Source organism: Metallosphaera javensis (ex Sakai et al. 2022), assembly GCA_021654415.1.
GTDB lineage: Archaea > Thermoproteota > Thermoprotei_A > Sulfolobales > Sulfolobaceae > Metallosphaera > Metallosphaera javensis.
Window position 1 is genome coordinate 2179938 of the sequence record AP024487.1, and the last position, 24727, is coordinate 2204664.

Sequence of the window (24727 nt, forward strand, 5' to 3'; positions counted from 1 at the left end):
GGACGCGAGTAGCCAGAGTCATGATAAACATTGCTGACGTGCTGGCAACTGTAGGTCTGATAGGCGTAGCGCACGGTCTGGAACCCGATCACATCTCCTCGGCTAGGTTAGTGAGGAAAAACAGAAAATTGGTGGAAATGGCCATATTTCACTCGGCGGGTTTCGCCCTGATAGCGATCCCGCTCTCTCTTGTCCTAATTTACTTTAGTTACGTGAAGCCTGAAATTGAACTGGCCTCTGACCTATTGGGGATAGTGTTTGGAGGCCTCCTTCTAATTTCCGGGATATTTAGACTGGAGTTCGAAGTCGAACCCAAGAGCACGGGACTAATTCAGGGCATGTTCAACGTTACTCCCTCTAAGATAGTTACAATAATCTTAGCCATGAATACGGGATCCATACTCCTTGGGGCTGGGGTAATAACCTGGTTCGCCATAGTAACCAGTCTCTCAATCATACTTGTTGGAATGGCTACCCTACGCCTTCCTAGGAACCTTGACCGAGTGCTGGATGTCGCTACAGGAACGATCACAATTCTGTTCTTCATTCTACTATTAAATGAAAGATTTGTAAACATCATGTAAAACTCAATAGTATAGCTAGAAAACCAAGTATTAGCTTTTAAAATGTTCCGTACCTAATATAAATCCATGGAGGAAAGTCAGATAAGGTATGTTTTAACCAACTTCAAGAGGATAGCCACAATCGGGTTCTCCAAGGATCCCGAGAAGCCATCACACAGGGTTCCCAAATTTCTTATGGAGCACGGATATGTCGTTTACCCGGTAAATCCCACCGTAACTGAAATTCTTGGGAGGAAATCATACCCTTCATTAAAAGACGTTCAAGATGATATAGATGTGGTTCAGGTGTTTAGACCCTCAAAGGATGTACCCGCCATTATTGACCAAGTGCTGGAAAGGAAAAGGGAAAGGAACGACGTGAAGGCTGTTTGGCTTCAGGAAGGAATAAGGGATGATAAGTCTGCCGAAAAGGCCAGGTCTGAGGGGTTAATAGTAATCCAAGATAGATGCATGTATAAGGAGTATGTGAAACTCTTCGGACAATAGAGCCCAAGGTTTTGGGATGATGTCTGAAAAAATAGAAAAAGTTTTTAACGGGCATACTTTATAAATATTTATGATGGAAACTTTCGACGCACTTAAAGATACATTGAAGGAGAAGAAGGAGAGTATAAGGTGTTGTTATAAGATCAGCGATACCGATGTTGATTGCCTGTTCAAGTTGCTTGAGCTTGGAGAGCCAAAGACCTCGGTGGAACTTGGTAAGATAATGGGGCTAAGTAAAACCACGGTGGAAAATAGCATGAAGAAGTTAATAGAACTTGGACTGGTCGAAAGAATCAAGGTCGACGGGAAAAAGATAGGAAGGCCGAAGTTCCTTTATGCGGTCTCTGACAGCTTTCAGGAGAGAGTCAAGATTGACTTGAAGAGATGTGCCGAAAAGATTCTATCAGCAACCTCCTAACTCTTGAACCTTACCTTCATTACCAGAGGAGGACATCTTCTCAAGAACTAAGGTGTAAGTGCCTCCCTGAGAGGTATGTTCTATAACCTTGCAATCCATCAATTTCACCGCTTCCATTATCATGTCATCGCATTTGGGGTCCTTGAACGTTACCTTTAGCCTTCCCTCTTTCATTTTCATTAATTTTGCAGCTACCTTCATGAATGGTTCGGGACATTCCAGATCCAAGAGATTTAGCTCCTCCATGGCATTTAATGAACCCAAAAAGCTAAAAAGTCTTCTTAATCATGAAAGAAATCATGAAAGTTGTATGTCCAGTTTGTAATAGACTCTTTGAAGCGGAATGCACACCCTATCAGCAAAAATACGAGGAAACGGTTTACTATTTTGACACAGAAATCTGCCAGCTCACCTTCATGAGAGAGCCTGATAGGTTCCGCTATAAATGCCCTAGGGCTTCGGAAAGCTCTTGAGTTCGGCGGGAGTTAGACCGCTAAATAGCTTGGCACAATATTCGAAGTCCTTCGATATCTTATCCGTGAGAGCTTCCGCGTCCACGGCCTTATATATGTATCTTGGTCTTCCTCCCTTTGATCCTTGATCCTTTACCCTTTCCACGAATCCAATGGAGATTAACTTGTTCACGGACCTGTTTATGGACGCCTTACTAAGCTTCAGCACGGAGGCTAGGTCGTCCTCAGTCTTAGGTCCCATGTTTATCAATGCCTTAAGTATCTGAAAATCCGTGTCAGAGATGTCGTAGCAGAAGCTCAGCGCTTCCACCAATCCTACTTCCCTTCCGGAAGGGAGTCTAGCTTTTAATTTTTGGACTTCCATTCTAACTCACATAATATGTGGTAAAAACGTATATATAAATCTTTGCTTATTTTAGCAAAAATGTATCTCGTGATTATTGCAAGAATAAAATATTCATTAGGCCCAAAGTCCCCTCTTCATATCCTCGAGCTTGGTGAAAAGAGATATCTGAAAGTATCTCATTACCTCTATTGTAAAGTTTATAGCATCCTGGTCAGGCATTTGGGAAATTTTGTTTCTGAGTTCGTTAATGAATCTGGTCATATCATTGTAAGTTTGTTTAGACAGCTCGTATTTGGATAGGTCCAGAACCTGAACAAGTTCGTCCTTGGTCTTGGCCTGCTTTATTGCGTTATACATCTGCATAACCACACCCTTCCCCGTTTTTCCAAAGAGGGCCTCCTCCGGATTTCGCAGCCATCTGGCGTAGGTGGCTGCCAGTTTTTTGGCCTCGTTTTCCTTGCTTTCCATTAACTTATTTTCGTTTTTTGTTATTTAAAAAAGCATGAAGTCCTTGTTCCTAGTATCAGGTGGTTTGGACTCCACTGCGGGTATGTACAGATACAGGGAAATGGATTACGATTGTATGATAATGAATTACGGTCAGAGAGCGTTCAAGGAACAGGTTAAGTACGCGAGGGTCAATTGCGAAAGGCTGGGAAAGAGACTGATTGAGGTTGACGTGAGGAAGATGGGAGAATACTTCAGAGAAGGGAAGTCCCTGATCCCGCACGAACCCATTAAACATAGAAATGCTGTGATGATTCCCTTCGCACTCACGTATGCCTTGGAAATGGGTTACTCCTCAGTTTACGTTTTCACGGTTAGTGAAGAATGTCAATACGAATCCAACAAGCCTGAGATTATGAGTGCCCTGCGAAAGTTAGCTGAAGCTCTCCGCATAAACCTCGTTTTCCCGTTTATGGGACTATCCAAAGCCCACGTACTCAAGATTGGAGTTGAGTACGGCATGAATCCGCTAGATACTTACTCGTGCCTTTTAGGTCACAGGGCCCATTGTGGAAGATGTTCCCAGTGTGAGGCAAGGAAACTGGCGTTCAAGATAGCAGACATGGAAGATAGGACCAACTATCTATGGCAGTAATTTAAGCCTCTCCAGGGACTTCAAGGCCTCGTCTAGGTTCTTGACCTGAATGAAAGGGCTATACTTGGAACAATCGCTCTTCCTCACCACGCAGACTACCCTAATCCTTGAATCGTAGAATCTCGCTGAAAGAAGATCCAATGGTGATGAGCCTATGATCACCAGATTTAGAGGATCTAGCCCATTCTCCATGACAAGTCTCTCTGTTGGTTCCTTAGACGGCTTGGTTTTGCCTGTGTTACACACAAACCTCTCCTCGATCCCCACTTTCCTCAATATTTCCCGGGTATCTTCACAGGAGTAAGGGGAGAGAAGGTAGACGCGTCCCCTATTTTTCACCCGCGCATAGAAGCTTGGCCAATCAGGGTTCACCCTACTAGTTATGGGAACCGGTGAGTTACTGCCCTTATAACTGGAGTAGAGCGACTCGGTTGTATCCACGTCTAAAACTACGCCGTCCAGCCATATCCCAAAATCCATGGGTTTTTTAATAAATTAAGATTTATAAGTATTGATTACCTCAAATTCCACATGCGAATAAATGGCTTTTCATTTCCCGAAGACCTTCTCTATGACCCTGAGAAACACGTATGGGCAAAGCTGGAAGGAAACATCCTGACCCTAGGAGTAACCGATCTGGGACAGTATATGACTGGGAAAATATTTCAAGTATCTGCTAAAAATGTGGGAGAGAAGATCAACCCTAGGACGCCTGTATTCACTGTGGAAAGCGCAAAGTGGATAGGAAAGTTCAGGTTCCCAATTCAGGGAGAGGTCATAGAGGTTAATAAAAGAGTCTTGGATAACGCCAACCTGCTGAACGATGACCCCTATGGAAGCTGGATCGTGAAAATCAGGGTAGAGGAGATGGACAGAAATGCCTTCAAACCCTTGGGCGAAGTGAAGGAGATATTTGAAAAGGAGGCCAGCAGAATTGCTAAGTGAGAAAGAGGTAGTTCTCCAAGCCGTTGAGATGGTGGGCAAATGGGATGTTATGCTAGCTGGAATAAACGGTGACGAAATACTCATCGTATCCAAGAGGGAATGCCCCAACTCCCTATCAATAGATGGCAGAAATCTAAATGTGAAGAGGTACGATCCAGATAGTTATATAAACATTCTCCAAGAGGATGAGAACGTTTTCAGAAGGTATAGGATGTATTACTTTGTCAAGGTCTATATGAGGAAAATACTAGACCTTCTTGCCTACTTGGAGGTCTCCAGACTTTCTATGGACTTTAAGACACTGGAATAATCCTTGGACAAGGACATATAGAGGAAAATGGATAGAAAGGTGTAATAGAGTGCCACCAGTTCAATCCCGTACATTAACCCCAAGTCCATCAGCTCGGCATCGTAGGGCAGGAAAATCACCAGGGCTAGGCCTATTAGACTGATTACAATCATGATCCTTATCTGAAGAGACATTGTAAGTATCCTGGATATGGTCCTGCGTGCCTTCTCGAATCTGGAGATTCCATCCCTAATCTCGCTGAGCTGACTCTTTATATCACCAATTTTACTCCTCATAAAGTCCAAAAGATCCTTATCATTCATACCGGCCAGTGAACCAACGAGGCTCTGTTGAACTAGGTCGTTATCTGAAACGAAGTTAACGATCTGCTTAAAGGTGTAAAGCAGAAATACGTCTTCCACCTTGTGCGATACTGGCTCCAGTTTACTTACAAACCTCTGTAGACCGTAGTAGGAGATCACCAATTCCATAAGGATTATTAGCGAAAACAGAAGGGCCTCCTGTACAAATGTTGATGCCATCTAAGATAATTCATTTAATGTCGAATTTAAGAGTTCATCCAATCTTAGCTCTAGTTTTCTAATTTCTCTAAAGTTATTAAGGATCTGCCTACCCTTCTCGGTTAACAGGAAAGAGCCATCTTTCTGTTGAATTAGACCTTTACTCTTCAGTATTAATAGATATTTTTCTGTAAGCCCTTCGCTTAAATTAGCATTCTTCATAATGGAGGACTTGCTAGTACTGCCACTACTAACCACTTCAAGTATATCCGCCATTATTTCCACTGATGTCCTCCGAGATCGCATGAGTATAATACTACAGTTGTTCTTTTTAAGTGTTTTCATATTAACTGACGGTTTGTCAGATGAGCAAACATGAATAACCCATGTAAACTTGTTTACATAGTAAAAATCAAGTAGTTTCGTAACAAAATGGATTTCTTAAACTAACTCAAAGGATCCTCTTCAGTTCATTTTGATGTCCCTGATTGAGGTTGATTCTGTTTCGTGGTTATGAACATCAGATTCTTTATTACCTCAGCATCCCTTTCTCCACGATATTTACCAATTAATTCAACCAACTTCTCTATCTCATCGTTGGGTGTCTCCTTCTCCACCGTCTGGATTAGTTTTCCGAACAATTCCTTGCTCAATAGCTCCATCATCTCGGTGTACTCCGGAATGGTGAGCTCTGGAACTTCGGAAAGTAGCTGAATATAACCTGTGGACACTATTCTTAATCCCTTTTCAACTAAGTTGGATATTTCCTCTGGCTTAGGTTTTTCTTGAGAGGTTCCAAGGGATTTAAGGGACTCAAGAAACTTGGTCAATCTATATCTCTGAAGCTCCAGCGAGATCATTGCGTTCCTAACGCTCTTACTCGCTATGTATCTTATTTCGCCAGAGTCCCTCACGATCACGATATACTGGGAAAAGTATAAATCTTCAATAAGTTTCACAATGGTGTCCTTGCTAAGAAATGGAGACAGAGTAGCAAAGAGCTGATCAATAGAGATTCCTCCATAACCTTCCTTGGCTACGGCCACCAGAACCGTCCTGTGTTTCTTGTCAAGAAAGTCCATATGGAAATTCTAAAAATCTCGAATAAAGAAATTAGCTATATTCTGATCTTGTTGCTCATACCTTAAGAGCTCATGTAAACACACCTGAATAGCTTTATGGTCTTATTCAATTGAGTAAAATAAATGCAGAATGAGGTAACGGCGCCAGGAAAGGTCCTATGGATAGGGAGCTACTCAGTGGTATTCGGTGGGATATCACATGTGATAGCCATAAACAGGAGAGCCAGGTGCAGGTGTGAGGAATCTCAAAGGCTGGAGTTCATCACATCATACGGGAATTTCCTCGAGGGTCAAAACGAGCTCATTGACAGCGTGCTTGAAGAAGTTAGACGAGTTTACGAAATTCCTCCCTTAAGGGTTTACCTCATAAACGACCCAGAGTTCCAGATAGATGGGAAGAAGACCGGTCTTGGAAGCTCCTCTGCAGGAACTGTGGCGCTAACGGGTTGCCTCATATATACCCTAGAAGGAAAACTGGACGTGGATCTGGTGTATAGGCTTTCGCAGAGGGCTAACTATAGGCGACAGAAAGGTATTGGGAGTGGGTTCGACATAGCCGCGGCTACCTTCGGTAGTGTTGTGTACAGAAGATATAACGACATCAACAAAGTGGACTCCACCATAAAGAAACTACAGATTCCAGGCAACTTACAGATTCTCTTGGGTTTTACAGGGAGAAGTGCTAACACGGTAAACTTGGTCAGGAGATTCGAGGAAGTTAAGGAAAACCAGCGGTTCAAGGAAGTAATGCACGAGATTGAAATAGATAACGAGATGGCAATCAAACTACTGGAGCTCGGGAAAGTTGACGCCGCGATACCTCACATAAAGTTGGCGCGACGAAACCTGAACTTGCTCTCGAAACAGGTTGTGGGCGTGGAATTAGAGACCGAGGAGGATAGGAAACTGATGGCACTAGCCGAGAAAAATGGTGCCCTTATATCCCTAATGCCTGGAGCAGGTGGAGGAGATCTCATAATGGCTTTAGGAGAGAACCTTGAGAAAGTAAGGGAGGCCTGGCAGAAAATGAGTATTAGAACCATAGATGTTAAACAGGATGAAGGTGTGAGAGTTGAAACTGGAAGCTGAGGCAATTGCACCCTCCAATATTGCCATCGTGAAGTACTGGGGAAAGAGAGACAAGGAGCTTAATCTGCCGTTGAATTCTTCACTTTCCGTATCACTTGACTCCCTGTGGGTCAGATCGAAGGTTACATTCGATGAATCCTTGGATAGGGATGAGGTTCTCATTAATGGTAAAAGACTGGATGAGAGAGAGGTGAACGAGTATGCAGGGAGGGTCTTGAGAAGGTTTAGGGAACTATACGGGAAAAGTGTATTCGCTAGGGTAGAGTCCACAACCAATTTCCCCAGCTCGGCTGGATTGGCATCCTCTGCAGCAGGAATCGCTGCGCTGACCTTTGCATCAAACTCTGCTCTAGGACTGGGCTTGAGCAACAGGGAGCTATCCAAGATTGCCAGGATCGGATCAGGAAGCGCGTGCAGGAGTATGTTCGGCGGATTCGTGAAATGGAATAAGGGTGACCTGGATAGTGGTGAGGATTCCTTCTGCGAGGAGATTTTCCCACCTAATCATTGGCCGGAACTTGTGGATATCATAGCAATTTTCGGAGAGGAGAAAAAGAAGGTGTCCTCTAGATCTGGAATGGAGAACACTACTGCCACCTCCTCGCTGATGAAATGCAGACTAGAGTTCGTTAAGGAAACGTTTGAGGAAGTAGTCAACGCAATAAGGACAAGAAATGCGAGCAAGTTCTTCGAGCTCACCATGAGACATAGCAATAGTATGCACGCTGTAATTCTGGACTCATGGCCCCCAATGAATTATCTGAACGAGAAATCATTCAGGGTAATGGAGTGGATAGCCGAGTTCGGTAAAGCTGGGTACACATTTGATGCTGGTCCAAATCCACACATATTTGTGCTGGAGAAGGACATGGGTGAAGTGATGAAATTCCTGAAGGAACTTGGAAGCGTGAAGATTCTAGTGAGCAGGGTTGGAAAGGGCCCTTATCTAGTATAACCTGAATGCGAGCTATCTCTCGCCTCGCATTGAACGCATCATCAGTCCCCACATTCAGTCAAGATCTTCTCATACTTTCTTCCAAGATCCTCCCTGCTCACATGATAGCCCACAACTACCTTTCTGATTTCGCTTAATGAACCGATAACTGGTGATATCCTCTTTAGTCTCTCAACCCCGTGCGGAGTGAGGATATAAACCGCTTCATCCTTTTCTTCCCTGTATGGAACATCGTTGAATTCATGGTAAACGAGAAGGCCATCAGAGGACCTAACATCCTCATATATTTCCTTCTTCATCGACTCCAGCTTGTCTATACAACTGGGACCCGGTTCAATCTTGATTCTCTTGAAACCCTGCCTATACATGATTGCATTACGTAATTCATGCCTGACCAGCTGTAACTTTGAAACCACAAAATTATCATCAAAGACCAGGAAGTCCTTCACCTCTGTTGGCACAACTAGGTATCCATCCCTTAACAACTGAGCTATGGCCTGTGAGAGAATTGCGTTATACATCCCGACAACGCTGTGAAAATACACGTTCTGGAACATGTACATTCTGGCCAGAAGGAATTGCTCCACTATGGGTAAGATCTTGCTCAGGACCACAAGCATGTCATTCTCGAAAAAGAGGAATCTCTTCAACCTTTCGATGTCAAACTGGCCATATTCCACCCCAGCGTAATAGGAATCTCTGAGGAGATAGTCGCTCCTGTCTGCGTCAATGAAATTGGAGATTATCAAATGAGCTAGCTTCTCCTCCTTGTTCGAGGGGGTCTCTAGCAATACCCTGGTGATGAATTTAACCGGGTCCTCGAACGTCCTAAAGCTCTTCTCGAGCTCGGATCCCAAACCACTCTCCACTAGCTGAGTACCCAGAATGACGTGGGTCTTCTTGTCCCTTTCAAATACATCCACGCCATAAATCCGTTTTGCGACCTGAAGAGCGTTCTCAAACGTGTGAGAGAAGGGAAGATGCCCCACATCGTGGAGCATTGCTGTGGTAGCTATAAGTTCCATAAGCTCCTGGTCCAGGAATTCTAGCGATGAGTTTTCCTTGATATACTTGAGAAACTCCAGGGAGAGATGCATCACCCCAAGGCTGTGTTCGAAACGGGAGTGATTCATCCCCGGGTATACCATGTAAGCGAGGGCAGTCTGCTTCACGTATCTAAGGCGCTGAAAAAGCGGGTTTGAGATTACAGGAAGTAACCTGTCAGGGACCTCTATGTAGCCATGAACTGGATCTCTTATTAATTTCATTATTTCATTTCCGAAAATACGGTTAAAATCAATTTTGCACCGTCGACAACGCTTCTCTCAAGGTCCTCCTTGGAGATCCAGTTTCCACCAGAAGCCAAGTTATCGCTAACCACCAGCACCGCTGCAGATCTCGTCCCCCTTAACCTGCTCAAGAAGAAGAGGGTGGCGCATTCCATCTCCACGCCAATATTACCCCTATCCGACCATCTCTTTACGAAATGCTCGTCTTCAGCATAAAAAGCGTCACTACTGAAAATATTTCCAGCGTAAAATCTGCGTCCCGCTGAGGCAAAAGATGTGATAAGCCTAGAGACTATCTCATGGTCAGGTGTTGCCGAAACAGAGGTTAGATCCCCCACATACTGGAAGAAAAGTCCTCCTGGATTATAGGATGCACCCGTGGGAATAATGTATTCCCCCAGGCCTATTTCAGGCCTCAGGGCACCAACTGTGCCAAGTCGAATGAAGGTGTTGCCTCCCAGCATGTGCAATTCCTCAAAAACTATGGCCATAGAAGGTCCACCTATACCATGGGTGGCTATACTAACCCTAGTACCGCGATATGTACCAGTGTAGACTAGAAAGCCCCTGTTCTTGTTAACGAGCTTAGGAGATTCAAGCAGGGAGGAGAGAAGTTCCGCTCTTCCCGGATCTCCCACAACTAAAACCTTCTCTGCAATATCTCCCTTCTTTGCAAGGATGTGAACGGGGTTCATCTAGCAAATGCCTTCATGAAATTTTTAAGATTAGCGTTGGGAGAGTTTAGTTTTTGAAGGGAGTGTAAAACATGGTTTTATACGTCGTCTACAAAACTGATTAGTGATGGATGGAAATGAAAAGGTCTCCGTGGAGATTGACGGTGATAAGGCCAGATTCAATGGGGTAATAGAGTCCTTCAGGGTTAACTCTATCCACGTATCGCCACCAATGGATGGTTTCATCCACTTTTATATAGATGACAAACAACTTGTTATATCGCTTACTGAGGAAGAACTAACTGACGTACTTTCCAGAGTTAGAAAAGATGAGATTGCTCCCTCACGAAAGGATTTTGAAATATCTCAGATAGGGTTACTCTATAAGCTACTCGTAGACTCCCTCGAGATAATCAACGTTTCCGACTGGTCCCTACAAACAATGTTTACCATAGTAAACGGAGAAAGGGTGAGGACCAGCATAGGCCCGAACTGTGAGTATAACGACTGCGTCTATATGGCCATCTTCTCTGGTAACGACATGATTTACCATCTGAAAATAAGGTTCTCGGACGGTTCTTTTGAGGCTACAGTCTTCAGAATTACCCCAACAGCACTGAAAAACGAGCTTGTGTTCCATATGCTTAACAAGTCGTTTAGACTATACTAGTTTTACTTTTACTTCGAAACTAAAGAAGGAACTGCTTAAGGAAAGGTTTTAAAAAATGAGACCTTACTATTATCTTATGAAAGAAAGAGAGGTTGAGGCAAAGAGGCTCGTGGGAAAGAAACAGGTTAGAGGAAAGGTTTATGAATATGAATACTACACACTACCTCTAAACCTGTATATTCCAAAGTCAATGGTGGAAAAATTTGGAAAAAGATATATGTTGCAGGTCGATGAGGACACTGGCACCATAACGATAAAACCCAGAAACAACTGATCTTATTTCCTGACGACTTTGGTCAAGATATCCCTTATTTCGTAAGGAGTTTTAGCTACGGGTATGTCAGCTTTCTTGAAGGCCTCTATCTTGCTTTCAAAGGTTCCCATACCCATATAGACGACCGCACCGGCATGACCCATCCTTTTCTCTCTGGGAGCCGTTAAGCCAGCTATGTAACCCACTATGGGCTTCCTGATCTTTCCCTCTCTCTTGAGTTGCGCTACCCTCTCCTCCATTGTTCCACCTATCTCCCCTATTATCACAATTGCCTCTGTTCTCTCGTCCTGATCAAACTCCTGAACCACTTCCTGAAGAGATGTTCCAACAATTGGATCTCCTCCTATTCCAATCACAGTGGACTGTCCCATGTCTCCAACTAGATGAGAGACCTCATACGTAAGAGTACCAGATCTGGACACTATCCCCACGGTCCCCTTCCTGAAGTATTTAGCTGGTAATATTCCCAGGAGTGACTCTCCTGGCACTATGAGTCCAGGACAGTTGGGACCAATTATTCTGGTCCCTCTGACCTTGGCATACCTGACGAATCTGGCAACGTCGATCACAGGTATGTGCTCCGTGATAACCGTGATCAGCTTAATTCCTGCGTCCACGGCCTCATATGCAGCCTCGCTAGCGAAGCGTGCTGGAACGAAAATTATGGATGCGTCTATTTCATGTTCCTTGAGCGCCTCCCTAACAGTATCGTACACTGGAACCCCATTTACCTCAGTTCCGCCTTTTCCTGGAGTTACTCCCGCAACTATCTTAGTTCCGTACTTGAGCATCATCGAGGTGTGGAAGCTTCCTTCCTTTCCAGTAATTCCCTGAACGAGAACCCTGGTTCCTGAATTTATGAACGTAGAGCATCACCTATAGCACTTAATGCGTCTTCGTATACCCTTATTCCGTGACTTTGAAGGATTTTCTTTCCTTCCTCTTCATTTGTACCCGTAAGTCTGACGTAAATGGGCTTGTTCACCTTCTGATATGCCTCTACAATTCCCTTAGCGACTTCATCGCACCTAGTTATTCCCCCGAAGATGTTAATCACTATCTTTCTCACCCTCGGATTACTCCCAACCCTAATTACCGCCGAGGCCACCTTCTCAGTATCTGCACCGCCTCCTACGTCCAAGAAGTCCGCAGGATTACCTCCCATCAGCTTCACTAGATCCATGGTTGCCATGGTGAGACCTGCGCCATTACCTATTATACCCACGTCACCCTCCAGCTCCACATATGAGTCCGTGGGGACCTTCTCCCTTTGCAGTTCCTTCAGTAACTCCTCATGCCTATACAACGCATTGTCGTCTAGGATAACCTTGGAATCCAGAGCCAAGGGACCGTTCTCCGTTATTGCCAGCGGATTGATTTCTGCCAGTTCCGCGTCATACTCCAGGATGAGCCTGAGTAGACCTTCTATAACTGAACTTAGACCCCTGTATCCCACATATTTCTCTACTGCATCAATATCATATCTCATGAGTTTTCTGTCTATGGGGATAACGAATGTCCTTACGTCCTTGCTTTCCTCTATGTTAATCCCGCCAAATGGGGAAGCCACTATCATTGGATTTCCAGTTTCCCTATCCATCATGGCTGAAAGATATATTTCCCTGGAGTGAGGAACAAACTCCTCTATTAAGAACGTGTTAACGCCTTCCTTCATTAGCTCTTCAATGGTTCCATAACTGTCCTCAGTCACCCTCACAAGTCCCCTTTTTCCCCTACCTCCCTCGAGTAACTGCGACTTGACCACAACTTTTCCTTGAACGTGAACCGGGGACCTTACCACCTGTCCGCGTGGCACTGGAATATTGACAAGTGAAAAAAGTCTTTTTCCCTCGTACTCATAAAGTTTCATGGCTATCTATAATTATATTCGCATACTTGTTTAAGAAAGCATCTATCACACTTAGGCTTGGTTAGTAAACAAAAAGCTTTTCCAACAGCGCCTAAACCTGCATGCAAAATCTTATACAGGTACAGATCCTGTTGAACATTGCTATAGACGAATCCCGGAAGTTCCCTTTTACTCATGTCTCGCCCTGTTACTCTGCTAAGGACTCTTCTGGAGTACTCCGTGCTGGGGAAAATGGGCTGATTTCCCGCAAACAACAGAATGGAATCAGCGGTTTCTTCGCCAACCCCCTCCTGTTTCAGTAGAAGGGGTCTCTTTTCGAGGACTAGGACTTTATCAAGACCTCCCATTTCCTTCACGAACCTCGCGAAGCTCATAACCCTTCTAGCCTTCGTTCGATAGAAATTGATGGGCTTGAAGTAGGTCTCTAGAGAGGGAAGATCAAGGTCAGCCAAGGACTCTACCTTGGCTAGGCTATTTTCCTCAAGTGTCCTTATCACTCTCTTAACTGACTCCCACTTGGTCAATTGAACAAGAAAGGCGGAGATTACAATTTTGTCTGCAGAATCGAAGCCGTCCCACCACGCATAGGATTTGGGATCAGTGATAACCCAGCCTGTACTTCTTATTATATCCCTGTTCTCCCGAAAGAGTCCCACAAGTTCATTCAAGATAATCCATGATCACCTTTACCAGCTTCTCCGTCCCAGGTTGATGGGAGTTGGGTTTTTTACGCTCGTTGATGGCCTCCATTAACTTCTCATCATCCCAGGTAGAGGGATCCTCTAAAAACCTGGCTCCTATTATTTCGGAGTAAAGTTTCACATCCTCAAAAGTAGCTGCCCTAGTAAGGCTTCTATTGAATACTAGAATTGTGGGTTTACCATAAAGTACAGCAGACTCCATGGCCGTTTTACCTTGATGAGTTATTATCACGGAGGCCCCTGCAATCAGCCTTTCAATATCTGGATCAAAACTGAAGGCCTTGATCCCCTTTTTCGCATAGGGCTCTGGAGATACCTTTCCGGTCTGAATTATCAAGTTTGTTAGGCCCAGGTTGGATACCTTATCAAAGAGAGCCTTGAAACCCTCTGTTCCTGCAGTAACCAAGATATATCCTTCGTCTACTGGATCGTATTTCCTCCTTTGAAGAATAGGTCCCACCACTATTCCGTTTTTATAAAGCGATGATTGCTCCTTCCAATGAAGAAACACTCCCTTGGAGAAGTGCGAGAGGATAGAAACTGCCTTTCCTCTAGTTACAATCCTGTCTTGACTCTCCAGGGCGAACAAAGTAGATCCCTTCACTCTCTGAAAGAGAGAAGGGATAACTGAGTGATTCGAACCAGTGGCAACAACCACGTCATATCTGGGTAACAAGATTGATTGGTGGAGAGCTCTGAATCCCTTAGTAACAAGGGAGTAATTTGACCCCTTGGGATCCCTTGGTTTACTGACCTCATATATTTTTCCGGCGTAGGGACTCACTAGCTTCCTGGAGTTCTCATCTCCCTCCGGAATTACAAAGTCTGCCTTAAAGGGGAGGTACTCCGCTATGGCCTTGGCAAATCCAGTATGGCCTCCTCCGCTGGCTATGATGAGCAGTCTCTTCATGCTAAACTATAAGATTTTTACCCTTTTAGCCTATTTAGGGCTAACATGGAGTCCTATAGAGGATTGTGGCTAAAGGGAGCAATAATAATGGCGTTGAACATGCATAATGCTGGGCTTGCACCAGTTGAGGTAGGCCTAGGAGAGAGGGATTTCTACATTGACGTTCAGTCCGACTCGTCTCTTTCTCTTCAGGAGTCTGAGAAGTTTGCTCAATGGAAGGATTACAAATATGAAATAAAGGACGGAAAGATAATCTATAACGGTAAACAGATAAGCTTCCAAGGGGATGTGATACCCTCGGGGGAGCCTAGATACTTTAAGGTCTTAAACATCTCGGTACATCACCCTTCAGCCAACACACAATTGGTGAGAATAAGGGGTATAGCCTTTGAGACCAAGGAACAGCTGGATGACTACCTACAATGGCTGGAGAAGGCATCTGAGACCGATCACCGAATTATAGGGGAAAAGATGGATCTGTTCAGCTTCCACGAGGAATCTGGTCCTGGTCTAGTCCTGTTCCATCCTAAGGGTCAGCTAATCAGAAACGAAATGATAAACTACATGAGGGAAATTAACGCATCTATGGGTTATCAGGAGGTCTACACGTCCCACGTGTTCAGGACAGTCCTCTGGAAGATAAGTGGTCACTACGATACCTACAGGGATAAGATGTTGATCTTCCAGAAAGACGATGATGAACTTGGGATAAAGCCAATGAATTGCCCTGCTCACATTCTGATTTACAAATCTAGGGTGAGGAGCTACAGGGACCTTCCCATCAGGTTCTCGGAGTTCGGTAACGTCTATAGATGGGAGAAAAAGGGTGAGCTTTACGGCCTCCTTAGAACCAGAGGGTTTACACAGGACGACGGTCATATCTTCCTGAGGGAGGACCAGCTAAAAGATGAGGTAAAGAACCTAGTTATGAAGACGCTTGACGTACTGGGCAGGTTTGGGTTCAAAGGAGAGGACGTCAGGATAAACCTGAGCACAAGACCTGATGAAAGCATAGGAAGTGATGAGCAATGGGAGAAGGCAACTAAGGCCCTACTCGACGTACTTAAGGAGCTCAATGTACCCTACGTGGTTAAGGATAAGGAGGGTGCATTTTACGGACCCAAAATAGATTTCGACATCAGGGACAGTTTGAACAGATGGTGGCAACTCTCAACCATTCAGGTTGATTTCAATCTACCCGAAAGATTCAAGCTGGAGTACGTGAATGAAGACGGAAGCAAGAAGAGGCCGGTAATGGTTCACAGAGCCATATATGGTTCGCTGGACAGGATGATAGCTATACTTCTTGAGCATTTCCGCGGAAAACTACCCACCTGGCTGTCTCCTGTTCAGGTGAGGGTTCTCCCCATAAGCGAGGATAACTTGGATTACGCTAGGAAGGTAGCAGATGTGCTACTCCAGAGGGGAATCAGGACAGAGATTGACCCGAGTGGTGAGACTCTCTCAAAGAGAATCAAGAGAGGTTACGATGACGGAGTTCCATACCTTCTCATAGTGGGGAGGAAAGAGGCCTCGGAGGAAAAGGTGACCATAAGGGCCAGAGGAAATGTTGAGATCAAGGGTGTACCTCTTTCAAAATTTGTAGATGAGATATCTCTAGAAATAAAGAATAGAGATGCTGAAAACACTCTGATTAAGAGGATTGGATGAATGATAAAGTATGGGACTTACGTTAGCCCTCTGGGCCCTATTACGGTTGTTTCAGATGATGAGCAAATAGTTATGCTAGATTTCTGTAAATGCGCCGAGGAAAGCCTTGTAGACAACGATAGTTTTAGGGATCTTTTTAAAAGATTTGATAATTATTTCCAGGGTAAGAGAACGGAATTTGATGATATACCTATCAGGCTCAATTCCAACAGCTTCAGGATGAGAGTTTACAAACAAGTTAGAAAGATAAGATGGGGCGAAGTGGCTACCTACAAGGAGGTCGCAGATGCTGTGGGCACTTCACCTAGGGCGGTAGGCGTTGCCTTATCTAAAAACCCAATCTTGTTATTGATTCCGTGCCATAGGGTTGTAGCAGAGACTGGATTAGGTGGATACTCCAGAGGTGTGGATCTAAAGAGGAGACTTCTAGAGTTAGAAGGTAGTTTAAGGAAAGTGTCCTCTATTGCGACTAAGTAGTGGGCCACCAAGTTTCCCATTTATCTCTTTGGGGGTTGGGGGAGCGGAAGACCCCATCCATAAGGGTGGGGCAGTTCGCCGGTGGACATCACTATGGTACTACACACTGGCTAGTATTTTTACTAGCCAGCATCCAAAGATCGTTAATTGAGAGTTTGCTCAAATGAAGGAGAGAAAATTGCTCCATATAAGGTAGAAAAATCCTTTAACTTATATAATTTTATTTTTAAAGGTTAAAACTGTATTCTACGTCCTCGGTCTCTCCAATATACCAATCCTTGGTAGCCCTCTCTATCCCCTTCTCTTTTATCTCATCTAACATTAAACTGAAGTGCTCATTGGCTATTTCGGCACAATCCTCAGGAAGCCTTGAAATGAGTTCATTAACAACTTTCCTTATTAGATTTACATTTTCTACTTCCATCGTATTTTTAGAAAAATATATAGAAGGGAGAGAAGGTCGTTACTAATCTGATTTGGCCCACTCTCTCAAAATTTTGGGATCATATGGGAGACGAGATCGATGGAAGGCTTATTGGCTTATTCTATAAAGTGGAATTTTTGATTTATGTAGCTGGTTTACATTATTGGATGAACTTCCTTTACTTGTATCCTTATTCCCGGTGTATCTTTCATACTCGCTAAAATATAACCGTGAGTAAACTGCTCCACCCTCACAGATAGACTTCTTGGTTTACTGACCGTGCTCGGACCTCTCTCCCCATGGCAGATGCTTCGTCCGACGGAATTCATCCAAGACCCTGTGCAGTAGGGTCACGGAGAAATTAGTCTTTACAAGCCCGACCTTGAGTTCAGTCCCCGGGTGGCCATCCCACGTGACCGTATGATGAGACTAATAGACCGCAATAGGGCTTAGTCAGGTATGTTGCGCATCTCAAGTTAAAGGCCCCTTAATTCATCAAAATGAGTAGACCCGCAGTAAACCTAGTCTATATCATTTTGAGCATTTTTCCTTTGAAGGATCTCCACACCTAACCTTAGAATAGGATCCTTCCCCTTAGAACCCAGAAGATAAAATTTTTGAACTACTCCTTGCTCTACTAAACTGTGCCGCGGTAGCTCAGCCTGGCTGGAGCGCTGCCCTGGTAATAGACCCGGGCAGGCAGAGGCCCCGGGTTCAAATCCCGGCCGCGGCTCCTCACATGTATGTCTGAGGTCTTTGGGCGGTTGGATACTTCTTGATCATGTTCTCTATGATCAGGTTCCCCTTACTAAGTTTTCTGAGAACATAAATGGATAGCACCTTTAGCTTTCTCATCCTTAACTCATCCATTTCCTTTTCTATTTTTCTCAATTCCATATCCTCATCTTCAAAATCATCTAGGACAGACTCTCTCGAATTTAGATCCCTAAGTATTTTCTCGATTTCGGAGGAGACCCTAAGTATTTTCTCATCGTCTTCTTCCTTAGCCAGTTCAAGTATCATCTTCCCAGCCTTGGTCAGGTTTCCCTTATTCAACTCATCAGCTATCTGAAGAAGAGTATCAAACATTAGTTAGATTTCTCCCGACAAAGGTTATAAAAGTTCGGAAAAACCTAGCCGTTTAACGGCGGGGATGAACGAATGCGTCCGAACAAAACAGATTTAAAATGAACTAACTATGTTTTTGCAATGTATACCTTAAGGTTTCGCGCGTACGCCTCCTCTGACGTGTTGAGGGAGTTAAAGTCCCAGTTGAGGTTGCTGTGTGAGGCGTACAACACCTTAAGGTATGCAGACATCGCGTTCCACGAAAGGGATGGGAAGTGGTTGAACAGGACCGAGCTGAGGCAACTAGCTCTTGACCTAAGAAGGCAGGATCGCGAGTATAAACGCGTGTTCTCCCAGGTCTTCCAGAACGTAGCGGACAGGTACTGCGAGGCCAGGTATCGCTTTCTCCAGGGGCTGGCCAGGTTCCCCAGGGAGAGGAAACCTGAAAGGTACAGGTCCCTGGTGTATCCACAGAAGGGATGGAAGATCCTCTCTACTAGACCAGCAAGATCAGGGAGGAAGAGCTGGATTCACCTTTCCCTCTCAGGTCTTGGCGTGTTCAAGGTCCTGGCCCATCGACCGCTTCCAGACAAGATCAGCAGGGTCGCGGTGAAGGTGACGCCAACCAACAAGGTCTTCGTGTCCTTTCTGGTGGAGGGAGACCTTCACGTTCAAAGTGAAAGGACGGGGAAGGTCGCTGCACTGGACCTTGGCATCTCCCACCTCCTGGTCACGTCAGACGGCCACTACGTGGATAACCCCCGCTTTCTCGAGAGGGTCCTATCCAGGTACAGGTCTCTCTCCAGGCTTCTCTCCAGAAAGAGGAAGGGTTCAAATAGGGAGAAGGCCAGGCTCCGTCTCGCCAGACTCCTGGAACGGGTGATCAACGCTAAGACCGACTTCTACTACAAGCTGGCCAACGTCCTGGCCAGGTATTACGACGTCCTGGTAATGGAGGACCTCAACGTGGTGAAGATGACCAGGGACGGGTCAAGAACCCTGAACAGGCATCTCCGTGACGTTTCCTTTTCTAGATTCTCCTCAATCCTTAAATGGGTCTTCCAGAAGCACGGTAAGGAGGTCCGCGAAGTCAACCCCGCATACTCCTCTCAGATCTGCTCCAGGTGCGGTAGAAGACATAACCTCTCCCTCTCTGACCGCGTCATCACCTGCCAATGTGGCCTGGTTCTTGACCGCGACCTCAACGCCTCCCTCAACCTCCTCAGGAGGGCAGGGTGGGAGCCACCCGTTGAGCCTGCGGAGATGAGGCCTCTATGGCAAGCCTCATCCATGAAGCAGGAAGCTCCGCCCTTCAGGGCGGGGTAGCTCACAAACAAATTTTAATCTAGATGTTCATTGAATTTAACATGTAGTAAAGAAATATTGTCTAGATGAAATTAATCTTGCCTGGGTTAAATAAGCTCACTTAATAACCAAGACCGGCACCTTAGACTCTTGAACAACTCTGGTTGAGACACTGCCAAGTAGGACTCTTTTCATTGTTGATAGTCCCCTGCTTCCCATAACTATCAGTTTTATACCGTTCTTATGAACATAATCAAGTATGACGCTGGCAGGGTCTCCTTCAAGCGCCTCTCCCACACCCTTCAAACCTGCATTCGTTATTTCTTTCAATGCATTATCTATGTCATCTTTAGCTTTCTTCTCCATGGCCTTTACTGCATTTAGAGGAGGCAACACACCTGAGCCGTAAAATACTGCTTCATCTACTACCTCTATGACATAGATCACGCTACCGTATCTCTTAGCGATATCAATGGCAACTTGAAGGGCCTTTTTCGAATGTTCAGATCCGTCGAATGGGACAAGAATTGAATCGAACATTTCAATTATACATGGAGCATGATCCATTTAAAGCTCTACTAAGATACAGTAAGGCCAAAACTTGTATCAGTGTTAACTTCTGAAGAATGTCCACGCCATACATTTGGATGATCCTAAACCTGGAATGAAACAAGAGTCCTCACCATCTTCACCCTTAAGGCACGTTACTTCTTATGAACGTATCCCTTTTGAGCTTCCTCTAAAGCTTCCTTGACTTTTCCCGATGCTGTCTGCACGGAACATTGGGCTAATGTCTCGTAACCCCTTTGGCCCAGCTTGTCATAGTTCTTGACGGCCTCAAGTAAAGCCTGAGACATCTGATCAGGCCTATCTGGAGAAAAGGTATAGCCATTTACCCCATTTATGATTAGCTCGCTTGCGCCAGCACCTTCACTGACTACCACCGGCTTCTTGTAATTCCATGCCTCACAGATGGTAAGCCCAAAGCCTTCGCTTCTAGAAGTTAGAGTCACCACATCACTTCTCTGGTAGAGTGCCATTAGCTCCCTATCGCTTACATATCCAGTGAAAATGACCTTGTCCTGAACTCCCAACTCGACTACTAAGTCTCTCAATTTTCTAGCCCAGATGCTGGCCTTATCGTGTCCTAGGTTTTTACTCGTGAAACTTCCATTTCCTGCCACAACCAGCCTCAGGTTGGTGTTCTTTATGGCCTTTATGGCAATATCTTGGCTCTTTATCGGGTCCATTCTTCCAACCAGGAGGACTATCCTCTCGTCGTCCTTTATCCCGAACTTCTCAGAGACGGACTCGACTTCGCTTCTGCTTACAGGGGTGTATGCTGAAGGATCTATGAAAGGATATATCTGCCTGACCTTAACCTTGACACCGGATCTGACCAGTCCCTCTAGGTCCCTTTTGGTACTGGATATGACCAGATCGAAACCCTCAAATGATCTGACCAGAAATTCCCTAACCCTATCGCTCAGTCTCTCTGGTATGAAAGGAATATGGTACCAAAGAACTGCTGGCGCTGATGGACCAATAATCCCACCAACCAGTAACTGCTGAAAATCATTGATTAGGTACACATCGGTATCAGAATAGAACTCAAGAAGCTTTATGGCAGAATACCAGTTATAAGAAGCGTACGCTATATAGTCCGATCCAACGATATTATATCTGTAAAGTCCGTGGGCCTCATTATATAGACCCTCCTTGAATCTGGTGTAGCTGGATAGAAGATTGGGAGGTAAATCTATGAAGTGGAGCTCTATCCCTTCCAATGTAACTTGAGGTGGATATCCAGGACCTAAAGCTACCCATCTACTTCTCTCGAAATTAGAGGTCTTAACAAGCGACATCATCATCCTTGCTACTCCACCCACCGAGATCTGATAGTCCTGCTCTGACAGGGAACTCAAATCAAGAGGAATTGGAACTTCTCCATATCTTTCTAAGAGTTCCTTATAGGTAAAGTTGAAACGAATTGGCGGAGTTTGAGTATTGATGGCAATTTTCATGCTGTAACTAACGTAACGATCTGTTATAAAAGTTCGGAAAACCTAGCCGTTTAACGGCGGGGATGAACGAACGCGTCCAAACAAAACAGATTTAAAATGAACTAACTACCTTTATTGTAATGTATACCTTAAGGTTTAGGGCGTACGCCTCCCCTGACGTGTTGAGGGAGTTAAAATCCCAGTTGAGGTTGCTGTGCGAGGCGTACAACACCTTAAGGTATACAGATATCGCATTCCATGAAAGGGATGGGAAGTGGTTGAACAGGACCGAGCTGAGGCAACTCGCCCTTAACCTGAGGAAGCAGGACCGCGAGTATAAACGCGTGTTCTCCCAGGTCTTCCAGAACGTAGCGGACAGGTACTGCGAGGCCAGGTATCGCTTTCTCCAGGGGCTGGCCAGGTTCCCCAGGGAGAGGAAACCTGAAAGGTACAGGTCCCTGGTGTATCCACAGAAGGGATGGAAGATCCTCTCGACCAGGCCGGCCAGGTCAGGGAAGAAGAGCTGGATTCACCTTTCCCTCTCGGGTCTTGGCGTGTTCAAGGTCCTGGCCCATCGACCGCTTCCAGACAAGATCAGCAGGGTCGCGGTGAAGGTGACGCCAACAAACAAGGTCTTCGTGTCCTTTCTGGTGGAGGGAGACCTTCACGTGGAAAGTGAAAGGACGGGGAAGGTCGCTGCACTCGACCTAGGCATCTCCCACCTCCTGGTCACGTCAGACGGCCACTACGTAGATAACCCCCGCTTTCTGGAGAGGGTCCTATCCAGGTACAGGTCTCTCTCCAGGCTTCTCTCCAGAAAGAGGAAGGGTTCAAGTAACTGGGAGAAGGCCAGGCTTAGACTAGTGAAACTCCTGGAACGGGTGATCAACGCTAAGACCGACTTCTACTACAAGCTGGCCAACGTCCTGGCCAGGTATTACGACATCCTTGTGATCGAGGACCTCAACGTGGTGAAGATGACCAGGGACGGGTCAAGAACCCTGAACAGGCACCTCCACGACGTCTCCCTCTCCAGGTTCTCCTCAATCCTTAAATGGGTCTTCCAGAAGCACGGTAAAGAGGTCCGCGAAGTCAACCCCGCATACTCCTCTCAGACCTGCTCCAGGTGCGGTAGAAGACATAACCTCTCCCTCTCTGACCGCGTCATAACCTGCCAATGTGGCCTAGTTCTTGACCGTGACCTCAACGCCTCCCTCAACCTCCTCAGGAGGGCAGGGTGGGAGCCACCCGTTGAGCCTGTGGAGATGAGGCCTCTATGGCAAGCCTCGTCCATGAAGCAGGAAGCTCCGCCCTTCAGGGCGGGGTAGCTCACAAAGATGCGAGGGGTACATCGCATTAATAGAGGAGGAATGACCTTGACAGAATTGGCGATAACATTTTTAGTCAAACGAAAGGATAAAGTATGTGGGCCGGTAGCTCAGCCTGGAAGAGCGCTCGGCTTGCAACCCATGGGCAGGATACCGAGAGGTCCCCGGGTTCAAATCCCGGCCGGTCCACATCCTTGTTGCAGAATAGGCAGGTTGATGTTCTAATTCTATCTGTAGGATATTGGGAAATAAATCTAAAAATTTGATACGAAATGAAAATCCATTGAAGATTTTAGTCATTGCCTTGCTTTTTTCCTTGTAAGTTGTCGCCCTCTGATTTTCTTTCTTGTTCTTCTAGAAATGACGTATCTCGCCAGGGAACCTGCAACGATAAGACCTCCTAATGTTAACAGATCGGTGTAATTAAAGGGAGGAGCTAGTATCTCGATGATAACCTCTCTAGATACAAAGGAGATCATAGCATCTATAACATAGACAACGCTCCTCCCCTTACCTCTAAAGAAATCTAGGGCACTCAAGTAGACCTCAAGGAAAACGATGATTAAAAGTACATTTTCAAGAATGACCGACGCAACATAGATTAACCCTGCTTGAAACGCTGTAACTATCTGAACAGCAGTACTCGCTATGGTAAAAGCCAGACCAAGCAAGAGAAGAATCTGTACAATTATTGATACTGATTTAAAGACGAGTGAACTACTAATTATTTTCATAGGATCATGTAATATTGGTCCATTCAAATAATTATTGGTTATTTTACTATATACCTTCTGCTTTACGCTTAGTTACTTGGGATTGACCGGCGAGTAGAATTTCATCTAACTCTATTCTCTATAGCGTTTGCCATGTCTACAACCTCCCTTGGAATGTCAGCGTTCCAAAATCCATTAAATGATAGGTCTCTGTAAAATGGTATGACTAGCATGCCTAACGTGGGCTTGATATTAATCCTGAAATTTCCCTTCTCTCTGACCATGTTAATCACAATATAGTCTAAAACTCCTCTGGCAGAATCATTACTAGTCTTAACTAATTCAATATATGATTCAACCATCTTTTCCGTGGACATTATGACGAATTCCTGAGGACTGCTGACAGCTATAATATGTGTAGGGTCAGTCCTCTCATCATAGAACGCAAGGATCTCTCCAGAAACCACCTTGTCGTATATGTGAACGCCGTAGTCGACTATTAAATAGTCTGTATCCGAGATAATTTCATCATACGTATCCTTTATCTTGCTCAAGTTAAATGAGGAGGAAAGTTGAGAAGACATAGACACTATCTTTAGGTTTCCTTGATCTACCATATAGTCGTGACCGTCCTCTAAACTACCACGAATACCGTGGATATTACATATAGTTCTAGATGAACTAACATCAATAATTGACACCTTATATTTAGACGAGAGAGTGTCCGGATTGCATAAAATTCGGCCTATTTAACTAAGAAGCATAAAATTAATTACTTGTATCAAGCCGACACCTTGAAGAAGGATTAAATAGTTCTATACAGTTTATATCGGCGATTCTATATTAACAGGTCATTAGCATCCAGCACTACCCCTCACGTCCCAGGACGTTAGGGGAGTTGGACCGCTCGCAGTTGAGGAGGAGTCCTGCGCTGAATGGACAGGAAGTGGACCATGTTGTACGTTATGGCCATCATGTAGATGAAGGCCTCGTTTCTAACCTTGGTCTCAGCGTAGGGCCTCCAGTGCTGCTTAAGGAAGATCCCGAAGTGCTCCACTAG

General features: G+C 45.1%; 34 protein-coding genes and 2 tRNA genes. 16 read left to right on the forward strand and 20 right to left on the reverse strand.

Going from position 1 to position 24727, the window contains the following annotated elements:
• Positions 1–20 precede the first annotated feature (20 nt).
• The 3 genes from QVC96_RS12240 (at position 21) to QVC96_RS12250 (ending at position 1488) form a co-directional block, all read left to right on the forward strand.
• A complete protein-coding gene (locus tag QVC96_RS12240) occupies positions 21–584 on the forward strand; it encodes a hypothetical protein (RefSeq protein WP_238025025.1) in 564 nt (187 codons plus the stop codon).
• 66 nt (positions 585–650) lie between these two features.
• Positions 651–1070: a CoA-binding protein gene (locus QVC96_RS12245; RefSeq protein WP_238025024.1), complete on the forward strand. Its 420-nt coding sequence runs from the start codon at positions 651–653 to the stop codon at positions 1068–1070.
• A 70-nt stretch (positions 1071–1140) separates the two neighbouring features.
• Positions 1141–1488: a helix-turn-helix domain-containing protein gene (locus tag QVC96_RS12250; RefSeq protein ID WP_238025023.1), complete on the forward strand. Its 348-nt coding sequence runs from the start codon at positions 1141–1143 to the stop codon at positions 1486–1488.
• On the opposite strand, the gene QVC96_RS12255 is transcribed toward QVC96_RS12250, so the two are convergent.
• From QVC96_RS12255 to QVC96_RS12265, 3 genes are all read right to left on the reverse strand, one after another.
• A complete protein-coding gene (locus QVC96_RS12255) occupies positions 1474–1734 on the reverse strand; it encodes a sulfurtransferase TusA family protein (RefSeq protein ID WP_238025022.1) in 261 nt (86 codons plus the stop codon). The genes QVC96_RS12250 and QVC96_RS12255 overlap by 15 nt on opposite strands.
• Before the next feature lie 204 nt (positions 1735–1938).
• Positions 1939–2325: an HTH-type transcriptional regulator Lrs14 gene (lrs14, locus tag QVC96_RS12260; RefSeq protein WP_238025021.1), complete on the reverse strand. Its 387-nt coding sequence runs from the start codon at positions 2323–2325 to the stop codon at positions 1939–1941.
• A gap of 96 nt (positions 2326–2421) precedes the next feature.
• Positions 2422–2775 (reverse strand): hypothetical protein, encoded by a 354-nt coding sequence (locus QVC96_RS12265; RefSeq protein ID WP_238025020.1) that lies wholly within the window; start codon positions 2773–2775, stop codon positions 2422–2424.
• Between the two features lie 34 nt (positions 2776–2809).
• Here QVC96_RS12265 and QVC96_RS12270 point away from each other — a divergent pair, with 34 nt between their 5' ends.
• Positions 2810–3409: a 7-cyano-7-deazaguanine synthase gene (locus QVC96_RS12270; RefSeq protein ID WP_238025019.1), complete on the forward strand. Its 600-nt coding sequence runs from the start codon at positions 2810–2812 to the stop codon at positions 3407–3409.
• On the opposite strand, the gene QVC96_RS12275 is transcribed toward QVC96_RS12270, so the two are convergent.
• Positions 3398–3889, reverse strand: coding sequence for an HAD family hydrolase (locus tag QVC96_RS12275; protein WP_287689424.1), 492 nt, complete (start codon positions 3887–3889; stop codon positions 3398–3400). The two genes, QVC96_RS12270 and QVC96_RS12275, sit on opposite strands and share 12 nt — an antisense overlap.
• 51 nt (positions 3890–3940) lie before the next feature.
• On the opposite strand from QVC96_RS12275, the gene QVC96_RS12280 reads away from it, so the two are divergent.
• Together QVC96_RS12280 and QVC96_RS12285 are read left to right on the forward strand one after the other, a co-directional pair.
• Positions 3941–4354 carry a glycine cleavage system protein H gene (locus QVC96_RS12280; RefSeq protein WP_287689425.1) on the forward strand — a complete coding sequence of 138 codons (414 nt, stop codon included), beginning with the start codon at positions 3941–3943 and terminating at the stop codon, positions 4352–4354.
• Positions 4344–4664, forward strand: coding sequence for a hypothetical protein (locus QVC96_RS12285; RefSeq protein ID WP_238025016.1), 321 nt, complete (start codon positions 4344–4346; stop codon positions 4662–4664). Before QVC96_RS12280 ends, QVC96_RS12285 begins: the two co-directional genes overlap by 11 nt.
• Here the strand turns inward: QVC96_RS12285 and QVC96_RS12290 are convergent.
• The 3 genes from QVC96_RS12290 to QVC96_RS12300 all read right to left on the reverse strand — a co-directional run bounded on the left by QVC96_RS12290 (position 4616) and on the right by QVC96_RS12300 (position 6246).
• Complete coding sequence (locus QVC96_RS12290; protein WP_287689426.1) at positions 4616–5185, reverse strand: hypothetical protein; 570 nt, start codon at positions 5183–5185, stop codon at positions 4616–4618. The genes QVC96_RS12285 and QVC96_RS12290 overlap by 49 nt on opposite strands.
• On the reverse strand, positions 5186–5449 hold the full coding sequence (locus QVC96_RS12295) for a winged helix-turn-helix domain-containing protein (protein WP_287689427.1): 264 nt from the start codon (positions 5447–5449) through the stop codon (positions 5186–5188).
• A gap of 185 nt (positions 5450–5634) precedes the next feature.
• On the reverse strand, positions 5635–6246 hold the full coding sequence (locus QVC96_RS12300; RefSeq protein WP_287689428.1) for a hypothetical protein: 612 nt from the start codon (positions 6244–6246) through the stop codon (positions 5635–5637).
• Between the two features lie 123 nt (positions 6247–6369).
• Here QVC96_RS12300 and QVC96_RS12305 point away from each other — a divergent pair, with 123 nt between their 5' ends.
• Together QVC96_RS12305 and mvaD are read left to right on the forward strand one after the other, a co-directional pair.
• Positions 6370–7335 (forward strand): phosphomevalonate kinase, encoded by a 966-nt coding sequence (locus QVC96_RS12305; RefSeq protein WP_287689429.1) that lies wholly within the window; start codon positions 6370–6372, stop codon positions 7333–7335.
• On the forward strand, positions 7319–8290 hold the full coding sequence (gene mvaD / locus QVC96_RS12310; RefSeq protein WP_287689430.1) for a diphosphomevalonate decarboxylase: 972 nt from the start codon (positions 7319–7321) through the stop codon (positions 8288–8290). The genes QVC96_RS12305 and mvaD overlap by 17 nt, the downstream gene beginning before the upstream one ends.
• Positions 8291–8331: 41 nt before the next feature.
• Here the strand turns inward: mvaD and QVC96_RS12315 are convergent, their stop codons facing one another.
• A complete protein-coding gene (locus QVC96_RS12315) occupies positions 8332–9558 on the reverse strand; it encodes an HD domain-containing protein (protein ID WP_287689431.1) in 1227 nt (408 codons plus the stop codon).
• Positions 9558–10274: a purine-nucleoside phosphorylase gene (locus QVC96_RS12320; protein ID WP_287689432.1), complete on the reverse strand. Its 717-nt coding sequence runs from the start codon at positions 10272–10274 to the stop codon at positions 9558–9560. Before QVC96_RS12320 ends, QVC96_RS12315 begins: the two co-directional genes overlap by 1 nt.
• A gap of 106 nt (positions 10275–10380) precedes the next feature.
• Here QVC96_RS12320 and QVC96_RS12325 point away from each other — a divergent pair, with 106 nt between their 5' ends.
• Both QVC96_RS12325 and QVC96_RS12330 read left to right on the forward strand, forming a co-directional pair.
• A complete protein-coding gene (locus tag QVC96_RS12325; RefSeq protein ID WP_238025009.1) occupies positions 10381–10923 on the forward strand; it encodes a hypothetical protein in 543 nt (180 codons plus the stop codon).
• A gap of 76 nt (positions 10924–10999) precedes the next feature.
• Entirely contained in the window at positions 11000–11197 is a 198-nt protein-coding gene (locus QVC96_RS12330; protein ID WP_238025005.1) for a hypothetical protein, read from the forward strand.
• A 2-nt stretch (positions 11198–11199) separates the two neighbouring features.
• On the opposite strand, the gene sucD is transcribed toward QVC96_RS12330, so the two are convergent.
• The 4 genes from sucD to QVC96_RS12350 are packed head-to-tail and all read right to left on the reverse strand — an operon-like array spanning position 11200 to position 14678.
• Positions 11200–12057, reverse strand: a complete 858-nt coding sequence (sucD, locus tag QVC96_RS12335) for a succinate--CoA ligase subunit alpha (protein ID WP_287690501.1) — start codon at positions 12055–12057, stop codon at positions 11200–11202.
• Complete coding sequence (locus QVC96_RS12340; RefSeq protein WP_238024996.1) at positions 12054–13067, reverse strand: succinate--CoA ligase subunit beta; 1014 nt, start codon at positions 13065–13067, stop codon at positions 12054–12056. Before QVC96_RS12340 ends, sucD begins: the two co-directional genes overlap by 4 nt.
• Positions 13068–13069: 2 nt before the next feature.
• Positions 13070–13735: an endonuclease III domain-containing protein gene (locus tag QVC96_RS12345; RefSeq protein WP_287689433.1), complete on the reverse strand. Its 666-nt coding sequence runs from the start codon at positions 13733–13735 to the stop codon at positions 13070–13072.
• Positions 13728–14678, reverse strand: coding sequence for a UDP-N-acetylglucosamine--N-acetylmuramyl-(pentapeptide) pyrophosphoryl-undecaprenol N-acetylglucosamine transferase (locus QVC96_RS12350; RefSeq protein WP_287689434.1), 951 nt, complete (start codon positions 14676–14678; stop codon positions 13728–13730). Before QVC96_RS12350 ends, QVC96_RS12345 begins: the two co-directional genes overlap by 8 nt.
• Positions 14679–14723: 45 nt before the next feature.
• Between QVC96_RS12350 and thrS the strand changes: the two genes are divergently transcribed.
• Positions 14724–16349 carry a threonine--tRNA ligase gene (thrS, locus tag QVC96_RS12355; RefSeq protein ID WP_238024977.1) on the forward strand — a complete coding sequence of 542 codons (1626 nt, stop codon included), beginning with the start codon at positions 14724–14726 and terminating at the stop codon, positions 16347–16349.
• On the forward strand, positions 16350–16826 hold the full coding sequence (locus QVC96_RS12360; RefSeq protein WP_287689435.1) for a methylated-DNA--[protein]-cysteine S-methyltransferase: 477 nt from the start codon (positions 16350–16352) through the stop codon (positions 16824–16826). It abuts the gene before it with no gap.
• Positions 16827–17052: 226 nt separating this feature from the next.
• On the opposite strand, the gene QVC96_RS12365 is transcribed toward QVC96_RS12360, so the two are convergent.
• Positions 17053–17250, reverse strand: coding sequence for a hypothetical protein (locus QVC96_RS12365; protein ID WP_238024962.1), 198 nt, complete (start codon positions 17248–17250; stop codon positions 17053–17055).
• 646 nt (positions 17251–17896) lie between these two features.
• Between QVC96_RS12365 and QVC96_RS12370 the strand changes: the two genes are divergently transcribed.
• A tRNA-Thr gene (locus tag QVC96_RS12370) sits at positions 17897–17983 on the forward strand.
• Between the two features lie 2 nt (positions 17984–17985).
• Here QVC96_RS12370 and QVC96_RS12375 read toward each other — a convergent pair.
• Positions 17986–18339: a hypothetical protein gene (locus tag QVC96_RS12375; RefSeq protein ID WP_238024961.1), complete on the reverse strand. Its 354-nt coding sequence runs from the start codon at positions 18337–18339 to the stop codon at positions 17986–17988.
• 120 nt (positions 18340–18459) lie between these two features.
• Here QVC96_RS12375 and QVC96_RS12380 point away from each other — a divergent pair, with 120 nt between their 5' ends.
• Positions 18460–19644 carry an RNA-guided endonuclease InsQ/TnpB family protein gene (locus tag QVC96_RS12380; RefSeq protein WP_287689436.1) on the forward strand — a complete coding sequence of 395 codons (1185 nt, stop codon included), beginning with the start codon at positions 18460–18462 and terminating at the stop codon, positions 19642–19644.
• 96 nt (positions 19645–19740) lie between these two features.
• On the opposite strand, the gene QVC96_RS12385 is transcribed toward QVC96_RS12380, so the two are convergent.
• Both QVC96_RS12385 and QVC96_RS12390 read right to left on the reverse strand, forming a co-directional pair.
• Complete coding sequence (locus QVC96_RS12385; protein WP_238024958.1) at positions 19741–20163, reverse strand: universal stress protein; 423 nt, start codon at positions 20161–20163, stop codon at positions 19741–19743.
• A gap of 164 nt (positions 20164–20327) precedes the next feature.
• Positions 20328–21647: a glycosyltransferase family 4 protein gene (locus tag QVC96_RS12390; RefSeq protein WP_287689437.1), complete on the reverse strand. Its 1320-nt coding sequence runs from the start codon at positions 21645–21647 to the stop codon at positions 20328–20330.
• A 119-nt stretch (positions 21648–21766) separates the two neighbouring features.
• Between QVC96_RS12390 and QVC96_RS12395 the strand changes: the two genes are divergently transcribed.
• Both QVC96_RS12395 and QVC96_RS12400 read left to right on the forward strand, forming a co-directional pair.
• On the forward strand, positions 21767–22954 hold the full coding sequence (locus QVC96_RS12395) for an RNA-guided endonuclease InsQ/TnpB family protein (RefSeq protein WP_287689438.1): 1188 nt from the start codon (positions 21767–21769) through the stop codon (positions 22952–22954).
• Positions 22955–23053: 99 nt separating this feature from the next.
• Positions 23054–23143: transfer RNA gene (locus tag QVC96_RS12400), tRNA-Ala, on the forward strand.
• 107 nt (positions 23144–23250) lie between these two features.
• Here QVC96_RS12400 and QVC96_RS12405 read toward each other — a convergent pair.
• From QVC96_RS12405 to QVC96_RS12415, 3 genes are all read right to left on the reverse strand, one after another.
• Positions 23251–23688 carry a phosphate-starvation-inducible PsiE family protein gene (locus tag QVC96_RS12405; protein WP_287689439.1) on the reverse strand — a complete coding sequence of 146 codons (438 nt, stop codon included), beginning with the start codon at positions 23686–23688 and terminating at the stop codon, positions 23251–23253.
• Between the two features lie 101 nt (positions 23689–23789).
• Positions 23790–24284 (reverse strand): hypothetical protein, encoded by a 495-nt coding sequence (locus QVC96_RS12410; RefSeq protein WP_287689440.1) that lies wholly within the window; start codon positions 24282–24284, stop codon positions 23790–23792.
• 272 nt (positions 24285–24556) lie between these two features.
• A complete protein-coding gene (locus tag QVC96_RS12415) occupies positions 24557–24724 on the reverse strand; it encodes a hypothetical protein (RefSeq protein WP_287689441.1) in 168 nt (55 codons plus the stop codon).
• Positions 24725–24727: the final 3 nt, after the last annotated feature.